The sequence below is a fragment of the Pseudaquabacterium terrae genome, from assembly GCF_013266755.1.
Taxonomy (GTDB): domain Bacteria; phylum Pseudomonadota; class Gammaproteobacteria; order Burkholderiales; family Burkholderiaceae_C; genus Pseudaquabacterium; species Pseudaquabacterium terrae.
This window is the reverse complement of record NZ_JABRWJ010000008.1, coordinates 108,786-125,577: the sequence shown is the minus strand read 5'-3', so window position 1 is coordinate 125,577 and position 16,792 is coordinate 108,786. Positions and strand designations below refer to the sequence as shown.

The following is a 16,792-nucleotide window of genomic DNA, read 5'->3' as shown; positions in this document are numbered from 1 at the left end:
GAAACTTGAGCCGGATAAGCGGCGGGGAAACCGCGCTTTAAGCTTCGTCGGCCTCGTCGGCCGCACCGGTAGCCGGCTTGTTGTGCGGATCCAGGTCCGGCGGCACGACGATCGGCGCCAGGTCGGCCGGCATCTTGCCGCGGCCGGCGAGCGCCGCGCGCAGCTGGTAGACGTAGGCCAGCACCTGGGCGACGGCCGAGAAGAGGCGCTGCGGCACTTCCTGGTCGACCTCGGTGTGGGCGTAGAGCGCGCGCGCCAGCGCCGGGCTCTGCAGCACCGGCACCTTGTTCTCGCGCGCGATGTCGCGGATCTTCATCGCCACCAGGTCGGCGCCCTTGGCGACGACGCGCGGCGCGGCCATCTTCGAGTCCTCGTACTTCAGCGCCACCGCGTAGTGGGTCGGGTTCATCACGACCAGGTCGGCGCTCGGCACCGCGGCCAGCATGCGCTTCTTGGCCATCTCGCGCATGCGCGCCTTGACCTTGGCCTTGACCTCGACGTTGCCCTCGGCGTCCTTGTATTCCTGCTTCATCTCCTGGTGGCTCATCTTCAGCCGCTTCAGGAGCATGAAGCGCTGCAGCGGCACGTCGATCGCCGCGAAGACGACCAGCGCGATCACCAGCAGCATCAGCCCGCCGAGCAGCGCCTGCGTGGTGTGCTTCATCGCCTGGGGCAGCGGCATGCTCAGCGCATCGTGAAATTCGGCCAGGTGCCCCTTTAGATAGAAAGCGCCGATCACGCCGAGCAGCAGCGCCAGCAGGCAGGCCTTGCCGACCTGCGACAGGTGGTCGGCCGAGAACATGCGGCCGATGCCGGTCAGCGGGTTGAGCTTGTCGAACTTCGGCGCCAGCGGCTTCATCGTGAAGTTCCAGCCGCCGGCGGCGACGCCCGAGCCGATCGCCAGCGCCAGCCCGACGCCGCCGATCACCAGCAGCACCAGCAGCCAGCCGGCGGCCAGTTCGCCGAGGCGGTGGGTCAGCACATCGGGTTGCGTCAACAGCTTGGCGTCGAAGCGCAGACCCAACGCCAGGATCTTCTGCATCCAGCCGGCCAGCGCGGGCGCGAAGGCCACCAGCAGCGCCCCACCCCCGCCCACCATCGCCAGGTGCGCCAGGTCGCGCGAACGCGCCACCTGCCCGTCTTCACGGGACTTGCGGATCTTGCGTTCTGAGGCTGGGAGGTTGCGGTCTTGCGCGTCGGCCATGGCAGTGCGTCACACGGCCTCTCGGGCCGCAATGCCGGCATGTTGCCGGCCGATCCGTCGAACTTGAGCCGGATAAGCGGCCGGAAACCCCGGGTAATCCCGCCGCGCCCGCCAGCGCCGTGCCAGCCCCGGCCCGGAACGCCCGAAAAAGTTGGCATTCCGGCGCCTATTCGGTTCGGCCGCTCAAGTTACAGAAAGTCAGGCCCGATAACCGGACGAAGGAAGTGCAGGAAGGGCAAGCCGTCAATGGCTTCCCCGCCAGCCCCCTAGAGACCAAGACCCGCATCACTGACCACGATTTCGAGCCAAAGGACGTCCGAGATGGCCACCAACATTCCGAACCTGACCACTTCGCAGATCGCCGCCCTGTCGACCGCGACGCTTTCCGGGCTGACGACGGAGGACTGGGCAGCGTTCGCGACCGATCAGATCGTCGCGCTGACGACCGGCCAGTTCGCGGCGATCCCGACTCGGGGCCTGGCGGCGCTGACGACGACGTCGCTCGCGGCGATCGAAACCACCGACCTCGCGGTGCTGTCGACGACGCAGATGCGGGCCTTCACCAGCACGCAGATCGACGCGCTGACCACCAGCGAGCTGACGGCGCTGTCGACCAGCCAGTTCGCCGCGCTGACCAGCGCGCAGCTGCGCGGCCTGTCGACCAGCGACTTCACGGCCCTGAGCACGACGGCGCTGGCAGCGCTGGGCACGGGCCAGATCGGCGCGCTGACGACGACGCAGCTCGCCGGCTTCTCGACGACGCAGCTGGCCGCGCTGGAGACCGACCAGGTCGCCGCGCTGTCGACGGTGCAGCTCGCCTCGCTGGGCACGAGCTCGCTCGATGCGCTGACGACGGCGCAGTTCGCCGCGATGCGCACCAGCCAGCTCGCCAGCCTGTCGACGACGCAGGTCTCGAACCTCGAAACCGCCGACCTGGCGGCGCTGTCGACCGCGCAGGTGCGCGGCTTCACGTCGACGCAGCTCGACGCGCTGTCGTCGTCGCAGATGGCCTCGCTGTCGACGGCGCAGTTCGCGGCGCTGTCGACCTCGCAGATCCGCGGCTTCGACACCACCGACCTCGCGAGCCTGTCGACGACGACGCTCGCCGCACTGGGCACCGGCCAGATCGCCGCGCTGACGACGACGCAGTTCGACGCCTTGACGACGACGCAGCTCGTCGCGCTGGAGACCGACCAGGTCCGGGCGCTGACGACCGCGCAACTCGCCAGCCTGGGCACCGCCGAGCTCAACGTGCTCGGCAGCGCGCAGTTCGCCGCGCTGTCGACCTCGCAGGTCGCCGGCCTGTCGACCACGCAGGTGGCCAACCTCGACACCGCCGACCTGGCCGGGCTGACCACCGCGCAGCTGCGCGGCTTCACCACCACGCAGCTCGACGCCTTGTCCAGCAGCCAGATGGCCGCGCTGTCGACGGGGCAGTTCGCCGCGCTGTCGACCAGCCAGATCCGTGGCTTCGCCACCGCCGACCTCGCCACGCTCAGCACCACCACGCTGGCCTCGCTGGGCAGCGGCCAGATCGCCGCGCTGACCACCACGCAGCTCGACGCGCTGGACACCACCCAGCTCGTCGCGCTGGAGACCGACCAGATCCGCGCCCTCACCACCGCGCAGCTGTCCAGCCTGGCCACCTCCGACCTCAATGCGCTGACCAGCGCGCAGTTCGGCGCGCTGTCGACCTCGCAGCTGGCCCGCCTGACGACCACGCAGATCACCAACCTCGAGACCGCTGACCTCGTCACGCTGAGCACCGCCCAGATGCGCGGCTTCACCAGCGCGCAGATCGAGGCGCTGACCACCAGCCAGCTCGCCGGCTTCGCCACCGGCCAGATCGCCGCGCTGACCACCGCGCAGACCCGCGGCATCGAGACCGCCGACATCGGCTGGATCGCCACCTCGTCGCTGGTGGCCATGACCACCAGCCAGATCGCCACGCTGACCACCAGCCAGCTCGATTCGCTGACCACCACGCAGCTCGTCGCGCTGACCACCGGCCAGGTCGCCGCGTTCACCACCGCGCAACTGGCCAGCTTCGGCACCAGCGACCTCAACGTGCTGAGCAGCTCGCAGTACGGCGCGCTGCGCACCGCGCAGATCGCCGGCCTGTCGACGACGCAGATCGCCAACCTCGACACCGCCGACCTCGCGGGCCTGACGACCGCACAGATGCGCGGCTTCACGACCACGCAGCTCGATGCGCTGTCGACCACGCAGATGGATTCGCTGTCCACCGCGCAGTTCGCCGCGCTCAGCTCCGCGCAGATCCGCGGCTTCGGCGCCGCCGACCTCGCGACGCTGTCGACGACGACGCTCGCCGGCCTGAGCACCGGCCAGATCGCCGCGCTGACGACGACGCAGTTCGACGCCCTGACGACGACGCAGCTCGTCGCGCTGGAGACCGACCAGGTCCGTGCGCTGACGACCGCGCAGCTCGCCAGCCTGGGCACCGCCGAGCTCAACGTGCTCGGCAGCGCGCAGTTCGCCGCGCTGTCGACCTCGCAGGTCGCCGGCCTGTCGACCACGCAGGTGGCCAACCTCGACACCGCCGACCTGGCCGGGCTGACCACCGCGCAGCTGCGCGGCTTCACCACCACGCAGCTCGACGCCTTGTCCAGCAGCCAGATGGCCGCGCTGTCGACGGGGCAGTTCGCCGCGCTGTCGAGCAGCCAGATCCGCGGCTTCGCCACCGCCGACCTCGCCACGCTCAGCACCACCACGCTGGCCTCGCTGGGCAGCGGGCAGATCGCCGCGCTGACCACCACGCAGCTCGACGCGCTGGACACCACCCAGCTCGTCGCGCTGGAGACCGACCAGATCCGCGCGCTGACCACCGCGCAGCTGTCCAGCCTGGCCACCTCCGACCTCAACGCGCTGACCAGCGCGCAGTTCGGCGCGCTGTCGACCTCGCAGCTGGCCCGCCTGACGACCACGCAGGTCACCAACCTCGAGACCGCTGACCTCGTCACGCTGAGCACCGCCCAGATGCGCGGCTTCACCAGCGCGCAGATCGAGGCGCTGACCACCAGCCAGCTCGCCGGCTTCGCCACCGGCCAGATCGCCGCGCTGACCACCGCACAGACCCGCGGCATCGAGACCGCCGACATCGGCTGGATCGCCACCTCGTCGCTGGTGGCCATGACCACCAGCCAGATCGCCACGCTGACCACCAGCCAGCTCGACTCGCTGACCACCACGCAGCTCGTCGCGCTGACGACCGGCCAGGTCGCCGCGTTCACCACCGCGCAACTGGCCAGCTTCGGCACCAGCGACCTCAACGTGCTGAGCAGCTCGCAGTACGGCGCGCTGCGCACCACGCAGATCGCCGGCCTGTCGACGACGCAGATCGCCAACCTCGACACCGCCGACCTCGCGGGCCTGACGACCGCGCAGATGCGCGGCTTCACGACCACGCAGCTCGATGCGCTGTCGACCACGCAGATGGATTCGCTGTCCACCGCGCAGTTCGCCGCGCTCAGCTCCGCGCAGATCCGCGGCTTCGGCGCCGCCGATCTCGCGACCGTGTCGACGACGACGCTCGCCGCACTGGGCACCGGCCAGATCGCCGCGCTGACGACGACGCAGCTCGCCGGCCTGTCGACGACGCAGCTCATCGCGCTGGAGACCGACCAGGTCCGTGCGCTGACGACCGCGCAGCTCGGCAGCCTGGACACGGCCGACCTGAACGCGCTGTCGGCCACGCAGTTCGCCGCCTTCGGCACCTCGCAGCTCCGCGGCCTGAGCACGACGCAGGTCGCGAGCCTCGAAACCACTGACCTGGCGGCCCTGGGCACGGCGCAGATCCGAGCCTTCTCGACCGCGCAGATCGACGCCCTGACGACCAATGAGCTCGTCGCGCTGACCAGCGCGCAGCTCGGCGGCCTGACGACCGCGCAGATCGTCGCGATCAACACCGGCCATATCGCCGCGATGGACTCGGCCGACTTCGCCGCGCTCAGCGCGACGCAGATCCGCGCCTTCGGCACCGCCGAGATCGAGGCGCTGTCGACCACGCAGCTGGCCGCGCTGACGACCGCCAGCCTGGCGTCCTTCAGCGCCACGCAGCTCAATGCGATGGGTTCGTCCGACCTGAACTCGCTGTCGACCTCGCAGTGGGGATCGCTCACGAGCGCCCAGGTCGCCGGCATCTCGACCGCCAACTTCGCTGCGCTGACGACGAGCCAGATCGCCGCCTTCACGACGGCGCAGATCGACAACCTGACGACGGCGCAGATCGTCGCCTTCCAGACCGCGCAGATCGCCGGCCTGGAGACCGCGGACATCGCGGCGATGACGACGGCCCAGGCCAACGCCTTCGAAGCCGCCGACATCCAGGTGATGTCGAACGCGCAGGTCGACGCGCTGATGAGCGCCACGCCGATCGTGCTCGACCTCGACGGCAACGGCGTGCAGACGCTGGCGGCGGCCAACGGCGTGCACTTCGACGTCGCCGGCACCGGCCGCGCCGATCGCTTCGGCTGGGTCGGCAGCAACGACGGCCTGCTGGTGCGCGACCGCGACGGCAACGGGAAGATCGACGATGGCCGCGAGCTCTACGGCACCGGCACGCAACTCGCCGACGGCCACCGCGCCGGCAACGGGTATGCGGCGCTGGCCGCCGAAGACAGCAACGGCGACGGCGTGGTCAACGCCAGCGACGCGAACTTCGGCGAGCTGAAGGTGTGGGTCGATGCCAACCACGACGGCAAGACCGACTTGGGCGAGCTGAAGGGACTGGTCGAGCTCGGCATCACCGGGCTCAACCTGGACGCCGCGGCGAGCGCCCGCGTCGACAACGGCAACGCTGTCGGCCTGGTGTCGAGCTACACGACGGCCGACGGTGCCTCGCACGAGATGGCCGACGTCTGGTTCAGCCGTGACGCCGGGCCGAAGCTCGACGAGCTGCTGTCCGCGCCGAGCGGCGAGCTGCTCGGCAGCAACGGCGGCAGCGGCGGCAGCGCCCACGCAGCGGTGATGCCGGCCCAGCGCGCCTCGCTCGACGACGAGCTGCTGCGCACCCTGCCGCTGGTCTGATCCCCGGGGCTTGCAGCCCCCCCGAGCGAACAGCGCCGCCTCCGCGGCGCTGTTCGCGCTTTCGGGCTCGAATCGGACTGCGAGACTCCTGTGCCATGGAGACTGCCGTCCACCTCTACCAGATCGCCTATTCGCCGGCCACGCTCGACAAGCTCGAGCCCGGCTACGCGCTGCTCGACAACCTGGGCAATGAGCGCCCGGATTGGTACGAGTACTGGCCGATCCGCCGCCACCTGCTGAGCCAGCCGCTCGACGACGACGCCTTCTACGGTTTCTTCTCGCCGAAGTTCGGCCACAAGACCAGCCTGTCGCACGCGCAGGTGCAAGCCTTCGTGCGCGAGTCGGCCCCGCAGGCCGACGTCGTGCTGTTCTCGCCGCAGCCCGACATGGGCGCCTTCTTCCTGAATGTCTTCGAGCAGGGCGAGACCTTCGATCCCGGCCTGATCGCCGCCTACGAAGCTTTCCTCGCCCACATCGGCCGGCCGCTGCCGCTGCGCGCGCTGGTGATGGATTCGCGCCAGACGGTGTTCTCGAACTACTTCGTCGCCCGGCCGGCGTTCTGGCGCGAGTGGCTGAAGCTCAACGAAGCGATGTTCGCCCTCTGCGAAGGCCCGGACAACGACCTGAAGGCGGCGCTGACCGCGTCGACCAGCTACCCCGGCCCGGGTGGCGGTGGCGCGCAGCGCAAGGTGTTCCTGATGGAGCGCGCCGCCTCGCTACTGCTGGCAACGCAGCCCTGGCGCAGCGTCGCGCACAACCCCTTCGGCATGGGCTGGTCGGTGTCGCGCTTCCGCGACCATCCGAACGAGGCCTACATCAGCGACGCCCTGAAGATCGCCTGGCGCGACCAGCGCTTTCCGCAGTACCTGCAGGCCTTTGCTGCGATCCGCGAGCGCTTTCAGGCCGGTGCGGCTGTCCTGAATACTTGACAAATGACGGTCTCTGACCTAGTTTGTCCGGAATGTCGGACAGCATCACTTCACTCACCGCCCTCGGCGAGGCCATCCGCGCGCTGCGCAGTGCGTCGGGCAAATCGACCCTGGAGATCGCCCGCCACAGCGGCCGCAGCCGCGACGTGCTGAACCGGCTCGAGCGCGGGCAAGACGTCTCGGTCAGCTCGCTGCTCAACATCCTCGCGGCACTCGGCCATGGCCTATCGCTCCCGCGCGCCGGCCGGCCGACGCTGCAGGAGATGAGCGCGCACTTCGCCGAGCTCGACACACCGGAAGACGACCCGCCGGCATCGCAGTGAGGCCCGCCGTGCTGCCCGAACGCATCGCCCGCCTGCGCGTATCGAGCGCAAACACGCCGGTCGGCGAACTGATCAAGCACAGCGTCTACAGCTTCCGCTACGCCGAAGGGGTGCCGGCGCGCCAGGCGGTAAGCCTGTTCATGCCGCCCGAGGCGATCGAGTTCAGCGACGGCGAGCTGTTTCCGGCGATGGACATGAACCTGCCCGAGGGTTACCTGTTCCAGCGCATCCACGAGCGCTTTCGCAAGTCCGGCATCACGAAGATGCACCTGCTCGCGCTGATGGGCGACAACGGCATCGGCCGCGTCGGTTATGCGTTAGACGACCGGCCCGCGCGCGCGACGGCGGCAGTCGACCGGCAGCAGCTGTTGCGCAGCAGCGCTGGAGCGGTGTTCGAGGACCTGGTCGACGCCTACCTCGGCAGCTCGATCGGCGTGGCCGGCGTGCAGCCCAAGCTGATGCTGCCCTCGCGCACTTCCGTCCCGATCCCCGACCTGATCGTCAAGGCCGAAGGCGCCGACTACCCGCGACTGGCGGCGAACGAGTTCCTCTGCCTGTCGGCCGCCGCCGCGGCCGGCATCGCGGTGCCGCGCTTCGAGCTGAACGACGACGCAAGCCTGTTGTTGATCGATCGTTTCGACCTTGGCGGCGACGGACCCGTCCATCGCCTGGGTTTCGAGGACATCGCCGCGCTGATGGGCCTGCGCGTTCACGATCGCCTGTCGAACCGCAAGTACCACGGCTCGTACGAAGCGGTGGCCGAGGCGATCCGCCTGACCGGCGGCGACCGCGTGATTCAGAACCTGCAGCGGCTCTTCGAGCAGGTGGCGCTGTCGATCATGGTGCGCAACGGCGACGCGCACCTGAAGAACTTCGGCCTGCTCTACGACGACCCGGCGCATCCCTGGCTGTCGCCGCTGTTCGATGTCGTGACCACGGCGATCTACCGCTACGAGCGTCCGGGCGGCTTCCTGGCCGAGGACCGCACGCTCGCGCTGCGCCTGCGTCGCGGCGACCGCAGCCGCGCCTACCCCGACACCGAGGCCTTGCTCGGTTTCGGCCGGGCGGTCTGCCAGGTGGCCCATCCGCAGCAGGTGATCGAGCGCATCGCCGACGCCATGAGCGCGACGCTGCACGCCGCGCGCGGCGATGCGCGGGTAGCGGCGGGCCTCGTCGACGATCTGCGGGCGCAGTGGGACATCGGCCTGGCGTACGCGCGTCACGGTGCGTAGGCCGCGGCGACTGCCATAAAGCGGCAGCCTCGTCGCAAGTCCTTACAAGATCGACGCGCCTTGTGACCGCCTGAGCCGGCGTTCGTCAGTTGCAGGCGGGCAGAATCGCGGCCGCTCGGCCCGAAGCGCCGAACCTTGAGGCTTGTCCGTGGATTTCTCGCGTGCGCAGATTCACGGATCGCTGGATGCCAAGTCGATGTTGTGTCGGGCCGTAAACGGCCCCGCGACCTGGCCTGCTTTCTGCAGCCTGCAAGTCATCCCCTTGGCCAAAGAGTGCCTGGGCCCGCCCCGGCAAGGAAGTAACTCTGTGCGCACGTTTTCCCGTCCTTCTCCCCTCCCCACCCTCCTGGCCGCCGCGCTCGCCGCGTTGACCCTCTGCGGACCGGCCACCGCGCAGGAAGCGACCGACTGGGCCAAAGGCCGCCTGCTCGTGATGTCGCGTGCCGGCCTCTCGGCCGACGACCTCGACAAGGCCGTCAAGCCGCACGGCGGCAAGGCGCGCCGCATCGGCAACAGCGACCTGCACATCGTCGACCTGCCGGCCCACGCCTCCGAAACCGCGGTGCAAGCCCAGCTGAAGCACCACCCGCACCTGAAGTTCGCCGAGCTCGACCGCAAGGTCTCCGCGGCGATGGCGGTGAACGATCCGTACACCGGCAGTGCCTGGCATCTGAACAAGATCGGCGCGCCGACGGCCTGGGACAGCTCGCAGGGCCTGGGCGTGACGATCGCGATCCTCGACAGCGGCGTCTCCGCCACGCATGCCGACCTGGCCGCGAACCTGGTGCCGGGCTGGAACTTCATCGACAACAACAACAACACCGCCGACGTGCATGGCCACGGCACCGCTGTCGCCGGCGCCGCGGCTGCGGCGACCAACAACGCCGTCGGTGTCGCCGCCGTCGCCGGGCGCGCGAAGATCATGCCGGTACGCATCGCCGATGCGAACGCCTACGCCTACTGGAGCACCGTCGCGCAGGGCCTGACCTGGGCCGCCGACAACGGCGCGCGCGTCGCCAACATCAGCTACGTCGGCGTCGCCGGCAGCCTGTCGGTTCAGAACGCAGCGCAGTACATGAAGAACAAGGGCGGCCTGGTGGTCGTCTGCGCCGGCAACAACAACATCGCCGAAACGATCGCGCCGACGACGACGATGATCCCCGTCTCGGCCACCGACTCGAACGACGCCAAGTCCAGCTTTTCGAGCTGGGGCAATTTCGTCGCGTTGTCCGCGCCGGGCACCGGCATCTGGACCACGACGCGCGCCGGCGGCTACGGTGCCTGGAACGGCACCTCGTTCGCCAGCCCGATCGTCGCCGGCGCCGCCGCGCTGGCGATGGCCGCCAACCCCGCGCTGACCGGCAGCCAGGTCGAGGCGCTGCTCTACAGCTCATCAGTCGACCTGGGGGCGGCCGGCCGCGACGCGGTCTACGGCCATGGCCGCCTGAATGTCGCTGCGGCAGTCGCCGCGGCACTGGCCACGCCCGCGCCGGACACCACGGCGCCGACCATCGGCATCATCAACCCGCTGGCCAGCGCCAGCGTCAGCGGCGTCGTGCCGGTCGACGTGCAGGCCAGCGACAACGTCGGCGTCACGAAGGTCGAGCTGCGCGTCAACGGCAGCCTGGTCGCCACCGATACCAGCGCGCCCTTCGCCTTCAGCTGGAACAGCGCGACCGTCAGCAACGGCATGAAGAGCCTGGTCGCGACCGCCTACGACGCCGCCGGCAACAGCAAGGCCTCGACGGCGCTGTCGGTCAACGTGGCGAATGCGGTGGTGGCCGATACGACGCCGCCGGTGGTGACGATCAGCAACCCGGTCGCGGGCAGCCGCGTCCTGGGCAACGTGCAGATCACGCTGGCCGCCAGCGACAACGCCGGCGCCGCCGGCATCACGCAGAAGCTCTACATCGACGGCACGCTGAAGGCCACCGGCACCGGCAGCAGCCTGAGCTACACCTGGAACACCCGCAAGGTGGCGACCGGCACGCACACGTTGCGCGCCGAAGCGCGCGACGCTGCCGGCAACACCAGCAGCGTCACGGTCAGCGTCAGCAACTAGGCCGAACTCAGGCGAGGGGCGGCACGCGCGCGGCGATGCGGCGCAGGCCGCCGACCACGGCCAAGCCGATCGCGGCCAACAGCCAACTGGCCGGTTCGGGCGCGCCACCACCACCACCGCCGCCGCCTTCGCAATCCGGCGCGCTGGCCTGGCAGACGATCAAGTCGATGTGCGACAGGGCGTTGAGCTTCACGCCCGGCAAGCCATCGAGCAACCACGTGCCGGTCAAGTCGGAGGGTGACAGCTGCACGATGAACGAATCAGGATTGCTCTCGTCGCCTTGGCCGCCGCCGCCGAAGTGGAAGCCGAGGTAGACCTCGTTGAACAGCGCCCACACCGATGCAGCGATGGTCCACGTGCCGCTGGTGCCGGCGCCGTTCATCGTGAAGTCCAGAACGTTGAACGGATCCTCGCTCGGGCCGCCGACATTCTCCTTGGCGTAGAGATCGAGGCCCAGAGCAGTGATGTCGGCGGGCTGGAGGTTGCCTTCCTGCGTGTGGCACAGGCCGCCGACCAGCGCTGGATCGATCGTGAGGATCCGCAGCCCCGGCGGGCCGGCGCAGGACACCGGTGCCGCTAATGCGTGGGCGGCGGTGCTGCCGCAAAGGGCCGCCACCAACACGACGGCTCCAAGAAGGTTGTTGCGCAAGTTCATTTGAACTACCTCTCGCGCTAACGGGGGCCCGGAACAAGCCCGACACGAGCGTGAAGCAATGTCCGTACCGCGCCGCTATGTGCTTGATTAGACAAGCGATTACATTTCGGCCCGCGGACGACCGTCAAATTTCTCGACAAACATCCCGAGGCGGGCTCAGTGCACGACCAGCCCCCGCGCGGTCTGATGCCGAACGGCATTCACTTCCGCCTGCCACGGAAGCGGCACCCGGCGCTCGGCCATGAACTCATACGCCTGCTCGGCCGGCATCGGCTTGCACAGCCAATAGCCCTGGATCTCGTCGCAGTCCTGGCTGCGCAGGTGCTCGAGCTGCTCGGCGGTCTCGACACCTTCGGCCACCACCTTCATCCGCAGCCCGTGGGCGAGCGTGATGATGCCGTTGGCCAGCGCGCGCGCGTCGGGGTCGGTCGAGAGGTCGCGCACGAAGCTGCGGTCGATCTTCACCGTCGACAGCGGGAAGCGCTTCAGGTACGACAGCGACGAGTAGCCGGTGCCGAAGTCGTCGATCGCCAGGCCGACGCCGAGCGCACGCAGCTCGTGCAGCAGCGCCGCGGCGGTCTCCGGGCTCTTCATCATCGCGCCCTCGGTGATCTCGAGCTCGAGCAGCGTCGGGTCGAGCCCGCTGCGCTGCAGCACGCCGGCGATGTCGCTGACCAGCGTCGCACCGGTGAGCTGGCGCGGCGACAGGTTGACGCTCATCTGCACCGGCGGCAGCCCGCGGCGGCGCCATTCCTGGGCGTCCGCGCAGGCGGCCTCCAGCGCGAAGCGGCCCATTGCGACGATCAGCCCGGTGTCCTCGGCGATCGGAATGAACTGCGCCGGCGACACCTGCCCCAGCACCGGGTGGCGCCAGCGCATCAGCGCCTCAACGCCGACGATGGCCTGCGTGCGCAGATTCATCTTCGGCTGGTAGTGCATCTGCAGTTCGCCGCGTTCGAGCGCGCGGCGCAGGTCCGCCTCGAGCCGCAGCCGCTCGTTGCCATGCGCATTCATCGCCGCGGTGTAGAACTGGTAGCAGGCGCCGCCCTTGTCCTTCGCGCGGTACATCGCGGTGTCGGCGTTCTTCAGCAGCGCCTCGCCGTCGATGCCGTCCTCCGGATACACGCTGACGCCGATGCTGCCGGTGACGTGGAGCTCGGCGCCGTCGATGACGAAGGGCTCGGCGCAGCAGGCCAGCACCTTCTCGGCGACGATCGCCGCATCACCCGGCAGCGCCAGGTCCTCGATGATCAGCACGAATTCGTCGCCACCGAAGCGGGCCGCCGAGTCCTCGCCGCGCAACACGCGCGACAGGCGCTCGCCGCAGGCCTTGATCAGCGCGTCGCCGACGCCATGGCCGAGCGTGTCGTTGATGCGCTTGAAGCAGTCCAGGTCGATGAACATCACCGCGAACGACTTGCGATGGCGCTGGCTGCGGAAGATTGCGCGCACCAGGTCGCGCTGCAGCGTGCTGCGGTTGGCCAGGCCCGTCAGCGCATCGTGGCCGGCGACGAAGCGCAGCCGCGATTCGGCGCGCTTGCGCTGCGCATACTGGTCGACCTGCGCGGCGATCGCACGCAGCGACTCGATGGTCTCGGCATCGACCGGCCGCGCCGAGCGGCTGAAGAATTCGAGCGCCGTCAGGCTGTCGGCCGAGCACATCGGCACGATCAGGCCGGCGGTCAGGCCGGCGCGGTCGGCGAGCTGGCCGAGATCAGCCTCGGCCTCGCGCGGATCGAAGCTCACCGGCTCGGCGCTGGTCCAGGCGCGGCCGAGCACGCCCTCGCTGCGCGTGTAGCCGCGCTGCGAGCCGAGCGCGATGAAGCGCTCGACGGTCGTGTCGCCGCGCAGGTGCCAGCTCGCGCCGCAGCGTGCCAGGCCGTCCTCGCCGGCGCTCCACGCGGCGCCACCGTCCCAGCCCAGGCGCCGGCAGGCGGCTTCGAGCACGGCGGTGATCACCTTGACCGGCTCCTCGTCGCCGATCAGCCGCTGCGCGACCTCGTGCTCCAGCCGCAGCCGCAGCGCTGCCTTGCTGCGCTGCGTGTCGTCGCGCACGGTACCTCGCAGTACCGCGGGACCGCCCTGCTCGGTGGCCTCGACGATCGACTGCACCCAACGCTCGCTGCCGTCGGGCAGCAGCAGGCGATGCTCGAATTCGACGCGACCGCCGTACAGCGCCGCGTGTGCGATGCGCTGGTCGACGCTGCCGCGCTCTTCCGCCGGCACGCGCGCGAGCAGCGCCGCGAGGCCCGGTGACGACAGGTCGTCGCCGAAGCCGAGGATGCGGCGCGCTTCGTCGGAGCAGCGCAGCAGGCCGCTGGTCGTGTCGAGCACCCAGCTGCCGAGGCCGGCCAGGTGCTGTGCTTCCTCGAGCTGCTGCTCGCTGGCACGCAGGTGGCGCGTCATGTCGCGGGCGATGGTCTCGGCACGGCGCCGCGAGGTGGTCAGCGAGTAGACGATGCCGGCCAGCAGCACGCTGATCGCCAGGCCGCCGATGCCCAGCAGCCAGGGCAGCGCCTGCGCCGTCGTGCTGATCAATGCGCCGGCCGGCGCACTGACCTCCACCGCCCAGGCGCGGCCACCGAGGGCGAACGACAGCGTGCGCTGGAAGCGGTCGTCGGCGCCGGCGCGCGCCGTGGCCGGCAGGGCGCCGAGCGTGCGCGCCTCGGCCGGCGTGCTGTCGAACAGCAGTTGCGCATCGGCCGCCAACGGGTGCTCGACGCGCTGGATCTCGCCGTGGCCGCGCGGCGGGCCGGCGAGCGGGCCGCCGTCGAGCACCCGCACGTTCCAGCCGCTGGCGGCCTGCACGAACACCATGTCGCGCATCAGCTCCGAAACCCGAAAGCCCGCGCCGACCGAGCCCAGGTAGGCCGCGCGCCGCGCTGGCACGCTGTCGAGCGGCCAGCCGCTGCGGTAGACCGGCAGCCGCATCGCCAGCCCGACATCGCCGGCGCGATCCTGCACGGCGATGATGCGGCCCGAGGAGGCCAGCGCGCCGCTGTCACGCGATTCGAGCAGCGCCTTCAGCGTCTCGGGGAAGGCGCCCAGATCGCGGCCGAGGGCGCGCTCGTTGCCCTCCAGCGGCTCGATGAAGGTCAGCGGGTAGTAGTCGGCCCGTTCACCGGCCGGGCTGATCGCGAAGTCGCGCGCGAATTGCGCGCCGGCGCCGGGTTCGGCGCGCAGCCGCGCCTCGAAGCCGGCCTTGTCGGCCGCCGGCACGTGCGGTGCGTAGTTCAGGACCTGGAAGCCGGCGTATTCGGCCGAACGCGCCAGCCCCGCGACATATTGGCGGAATTGCTGGCGAGTGACCGTCTCGCTGCTGGCGAACAGCGCGCGCAGGCCGGTCAATGCGCCGGAATAGGCATCGAAGCGATCCTCGATCTTCAGCGTCAGCTCGAGGGCCTGCGCATCGAAGCGCTGCTGTGCGCCGCCGACGATCTCCTGCCGCGCCGCGAGGCCCAGTGCCAGCGACAAGGCCGCGCCGATCGTCAGCACGATCGCCGGCATCACCAGGGGCCCACCATTGGGCCGTGCGCGTTCCAGTTCCATGCTCCGCACTCTAGGGAGCGAAGACCCTTTCGGGTAGTCGGCCTGAGGCGTTACTTGGTGTACGAGCGGCGCTGACGGGTCTTCTCAATCGCCCGAAGGGGGTTCTCGATGGCAGCCTCTCACGCAGTGACTTCCCGCGCACTGATCGTGTACTTGAAGCTGTCCGGCGCCAGCTCGTCGAAGCGGCCCTGCGCGTTCTCGCCTTGCGGATACATCAGGAACGGCAGCGTCGCCTTGGCCGCGGCGTGCGGCAGCCGCACGTCGTGCGCGTCGTTGTAGGCGAGCCAGTTGCCTTCCCAGCTGCCGAACAGGCCCTTGGCCACCGGTGCGACCAGCGGATGGGCCGGGTCCTTGATCCACTCGGGCGTTTCCTGGCGCATCACCTTCAGCACGTCGGCCGGGTCCATCGCCACCCAGCCGTGGGCCTTCAGGAAGACCTCGGCGCGGCAATGCTGCGCGCCCTTCAGGTTGGCCGGGTTGCCGCCGAGCTCGCGGTAGCCGAAGGCCGACGGCACCAAGCGCAGGCCGTAGATGTCGCGCGCCGGCACGCCGACCGAGCGGCACAGCCCGACGAAGACGGCATTCAGGTCGGCGCACTTGCCGCCGAGGTTGCCGGTCTCGAGCATCGTCTTGATGTCGCCGGTGCCGCAGCCGCGCACCTTGGGCTCGCGATGCGCGTTGGCCACCACCCAGCGGTAGAGCGCGCGCGCCTTGTCGGCATCGGTCGCCGCGCCGCGCGTGGCGTCGAGCGCGGTCTTGCGCACGATGCCGTCGAGCGGCATCAGCTCGGCGGGCTGCAACGCGGCGCGCAGCACAGCCGGGTCTTCCTGGACCTTGGCCGAGCGCGACCAGTCGACGGCGCGGTTGCGCGTCTGCACGCGGCTGATCAGCTGCAGCGCCGGCTGCTTGACCGCCGCCGGAAACTCGGCATACAGCACGCGCGCGCCGCGCGCCGGGTCCGACAGCAATTGCGCGACCGCGGCGTTGCCGCTCCAGGCGTTGTCGAGCGAGCGCTGGTAGTCGGTCTCCAGCGAGGGCACCGGCAGCCAGATCCGCGTGGTGCCCTGCGCCTCGGCGATGTTCACCGTCGTCGTGATCTCGAAGCTGCGCCAGGCCTCGACGCGCGGCTCGAACGTGCGCTGCTGCGCGGCCGCGCGGCCAGCGATGAGCGGCAGCGCCGCGGCGGCGCAGCCTTGCATCAGCAGCGTGCGGCGGTTCGGGTGGTGGATGGGGGTCATCAGCGGTCCTCCTGGGGAATCGGAATGCCGCGAGGCTACAGCAGCGGCGTGATCCAGCGCCGCGCCTCGGCGCCGGTCCAGTCGACCTCGCCGGTGATGGTGAACACCGGCCTGCCGTCGCGGCCGACCACGATCGTCGACGGAAAGACGCGCACGCCGAAGGCCCGCGCGGCCGCACCGTCGGCGTCACGCACGATCGGCAAGGTCAACGCCGACTGCGCAACGTAGCGCCGGATCGTCGCCTCGGTCTCCTTGAAGTTGACAGCGATCACCGCGAGCTTGTGCGCCTGGTGCCGCTCGGCCAGCAGCTCGAGCGAGGGCATCTCGCTGCGGCAGGGCTCGCACCAGCTGGCCCAGAAGTTCAGCACGACGACCTGGCCCTTCGCCGCGGCGAGGTCCCAGGCGGGGCCGTCGAGCGCCGGCAGCGCCAGCGGCGGCAGCGCGCGGGCCTTCGGCCAGGGCATCGGTTGCGGCTCGACCGCCACGGCCGGCAACGGCACGAGGCCGGCGGCCAGCGTGATCAGGGCATCGCGACGGCGAAGGATCATGAAGCG

10 protein-coding genes are annotated in these 16,792 nt (G+C 70.1%); 5 read left to right on the top strand and 5 right to left on the bottom strand.

The window, feature by feature from the left end; translation table 11 throughout:
* Positions 1-37: 37 nt before the first annotated feature.
* Positions 38-1,204: a flagellar biosynthesis protein FlhB gene (flhB, locus tag HLB44_RS25165; RefSeq protein WP_173129070.1), complete on the bottom strand. Its 1,167-nt coding sequence runs from the start codon at positions 1,202-1,204 to the stop codon at positions 38-40.
* Between the two features lie 321 nt (positions 1,205-1,525).
* Between flhB and HLB44_RS25160 the strand changes: the two genes are divergently transcribed.
* The 5 genes from HLB44_RS25160 to HLB44_RS25140 all read left to right on the top strand — a co-directional run bounded on the left by HLB44_RS25160 (position 1,526) and on the right by HLB44_RS25140 (position 10,796).
* Positions 1,526-6,250: a beta strand repeat-containing protein gene (locus HLB44_RS25160; RefSeq protein WP_173129067.1), complete on the top strand. Its 4,725-nt coding sequence runs from the start codon at positions 1,526-1,528 to the stop codon at positions 6,248-6,250.
* A gap of 95 nt (positions 6,251-6,345) precedes the next feature.
* Positions 6,346-7,179, top strand: coding sequence for a hypothetical protein (locus HLB44_RS25155; protein ID WP_173129064.1), 834 nt, complete (start codon positions 6,346-6,348; stop codon positions 7,177-7,179).
* 32 nt (positions 7,180-7,211) lie between these two features.
* Complete coding sequence (locus tag HLB44_RS25150) at positions 7,212-7,502, top strand: helix-turn-helix domain-containing protein (protein ID WP_173129061.1); 291 nt, start codon at positions 7,212-7,214, stop codon at positions 7,500-7,502.
* An 8-nt stretch (positions 7,503-7,510) separates the two neighbouring features.
* Positions 7,511-8,734 carry a HipA domain-containing protein gene (locus HLB44_RS25145; RefSeq protein WP_173129057.1) on the top strand — a complete coding sequence of 408 codons (1,224 nt, stop codon included), beginning with the start codon at positions 7,511-7,513 and terminating at the stop codon, positions 8,732-8,734.
* A gap of 307 nt (positions 8,735-9,041) precedes the next feature.
* Complete coding sequence (locus tag HLB44_RS25140) at positions 9,042-10,796, top strand: S8 family serine peptidase (protein WP_343051543.1); 1,755 nt, start codon at positions 9,042-9,044, stop codon at positions 10,794-10,796.
* A gap of 7 nt (positions 10,797-10,803) precedes the next feature.
* On the opposite strand, the gene HLB44_RS25135 is transcribed toward HLB44_RS25140, so the two are convergent.
* The 4 genes from HLB44_RS25135 to HLB44_RS25120 form a co-directional block, all read right to left on the bottom strand.
* Positions 10,804-11,451, bottom strand: a complete 648-nt coding sequence (locus tag HLB44_RS25135; RefSeq protein WP_173129054.1) for a hypothetical protein — start codon at positions 11,449-11,451, stop codon at positions 10,804-10,806.
* Positions 11,452-11,607: 156 nt separating this feature from the next.
* Positions 11,608-15,000: a bifunctional diguanylate cyclase/phosphodiesterase gene (locus HLB44_RS25130; protein WP_173129051.1), complete on the bottom strand. Its 3,393-nt coding sequence runs from the start codon at positions 14,998-15,000 to the stop codon at positions 11,608-11,610.
* Between the two features lie 119 nt (positions 15,001-15,119).
* Entirely contained in the window at positions 15,120-16,238 is a 1,119-nt protein-coding gene (locus tag HLB44_RS25125) for a transglutaminase-like domain-containing protein (RefSeq protein ID WP_173129048.1), read from the bottom strand.
* Between the two features lie 35 nt (positions 16,239-16,273).
* Positions 16,274-16,786, bottom strand: a complete 513-nt coding sequence (locus tag HLB44_RS25120; protein ID WP_173129045.1) for a TlpA family protein disulfide reductase — start codon at positions 16,784-16,786, stop codon at positions 16,274-16,276.
* Positions 16,787-16,792: the final 6 nt, after the last annotated feature.

Coding starts and splice junctions, on each gene's coding strand:
- HLB44_RS25125 (WP_173129048.1), bottom strand. CDS start 16,238: ATGACCCCCATCCACCACCCGAACCGCCGCACGCTGCTGATGCAAGGC.
- HLB44_RS25160 (WP_173129067.1), top strand. CDS start 1,526: ATGGCCACCAACATTCCGAACCTGACCACTTCGCAGATCGCCGCCCTG.
- HLB44_RS25120 (WP_173129045.1), bottom strand. CDS start 16,786: ATGATCCTTCGCCGTCGCGATGCCCTGATCACGCTGGCCGCCGGCCTC.
- HLB44_RS25155 (WP_173129064.1), top strand. CDS start 6,346: ATGGAGACTGCCGTCCACCTCTACCAGATCGCCTATTCGCCGGCCACG.
- HLB44_RS25135 (WP_173129054.1), bottom strand. CDS start 11,451: ATGAACTTGCGCAACAACCTTCTTGGAGCCGTCGTGTTGGTGGCGGCC.
- HLB44_RS25130 (WP_173129051.1), bottom strand. CDS start 15,000: ATGGAACTGGAACGCGCACGGCCCAATGGTGGGCCCCTGGTGATGCCG.
- flhB (WP_173129070.1), bottom strand. CDS start 1,204: ATGGCCGACGCGCAAGACCGCAACCTCCCAGCCTCAGAACGCAAGATC.
- HLB44_RS25150 (WP_173129061.1), top strand. CDS start 7,212: ATGTCGGACAGCATCACTTCACTCACCGCCCTCGGCGAGGCCATCCGC.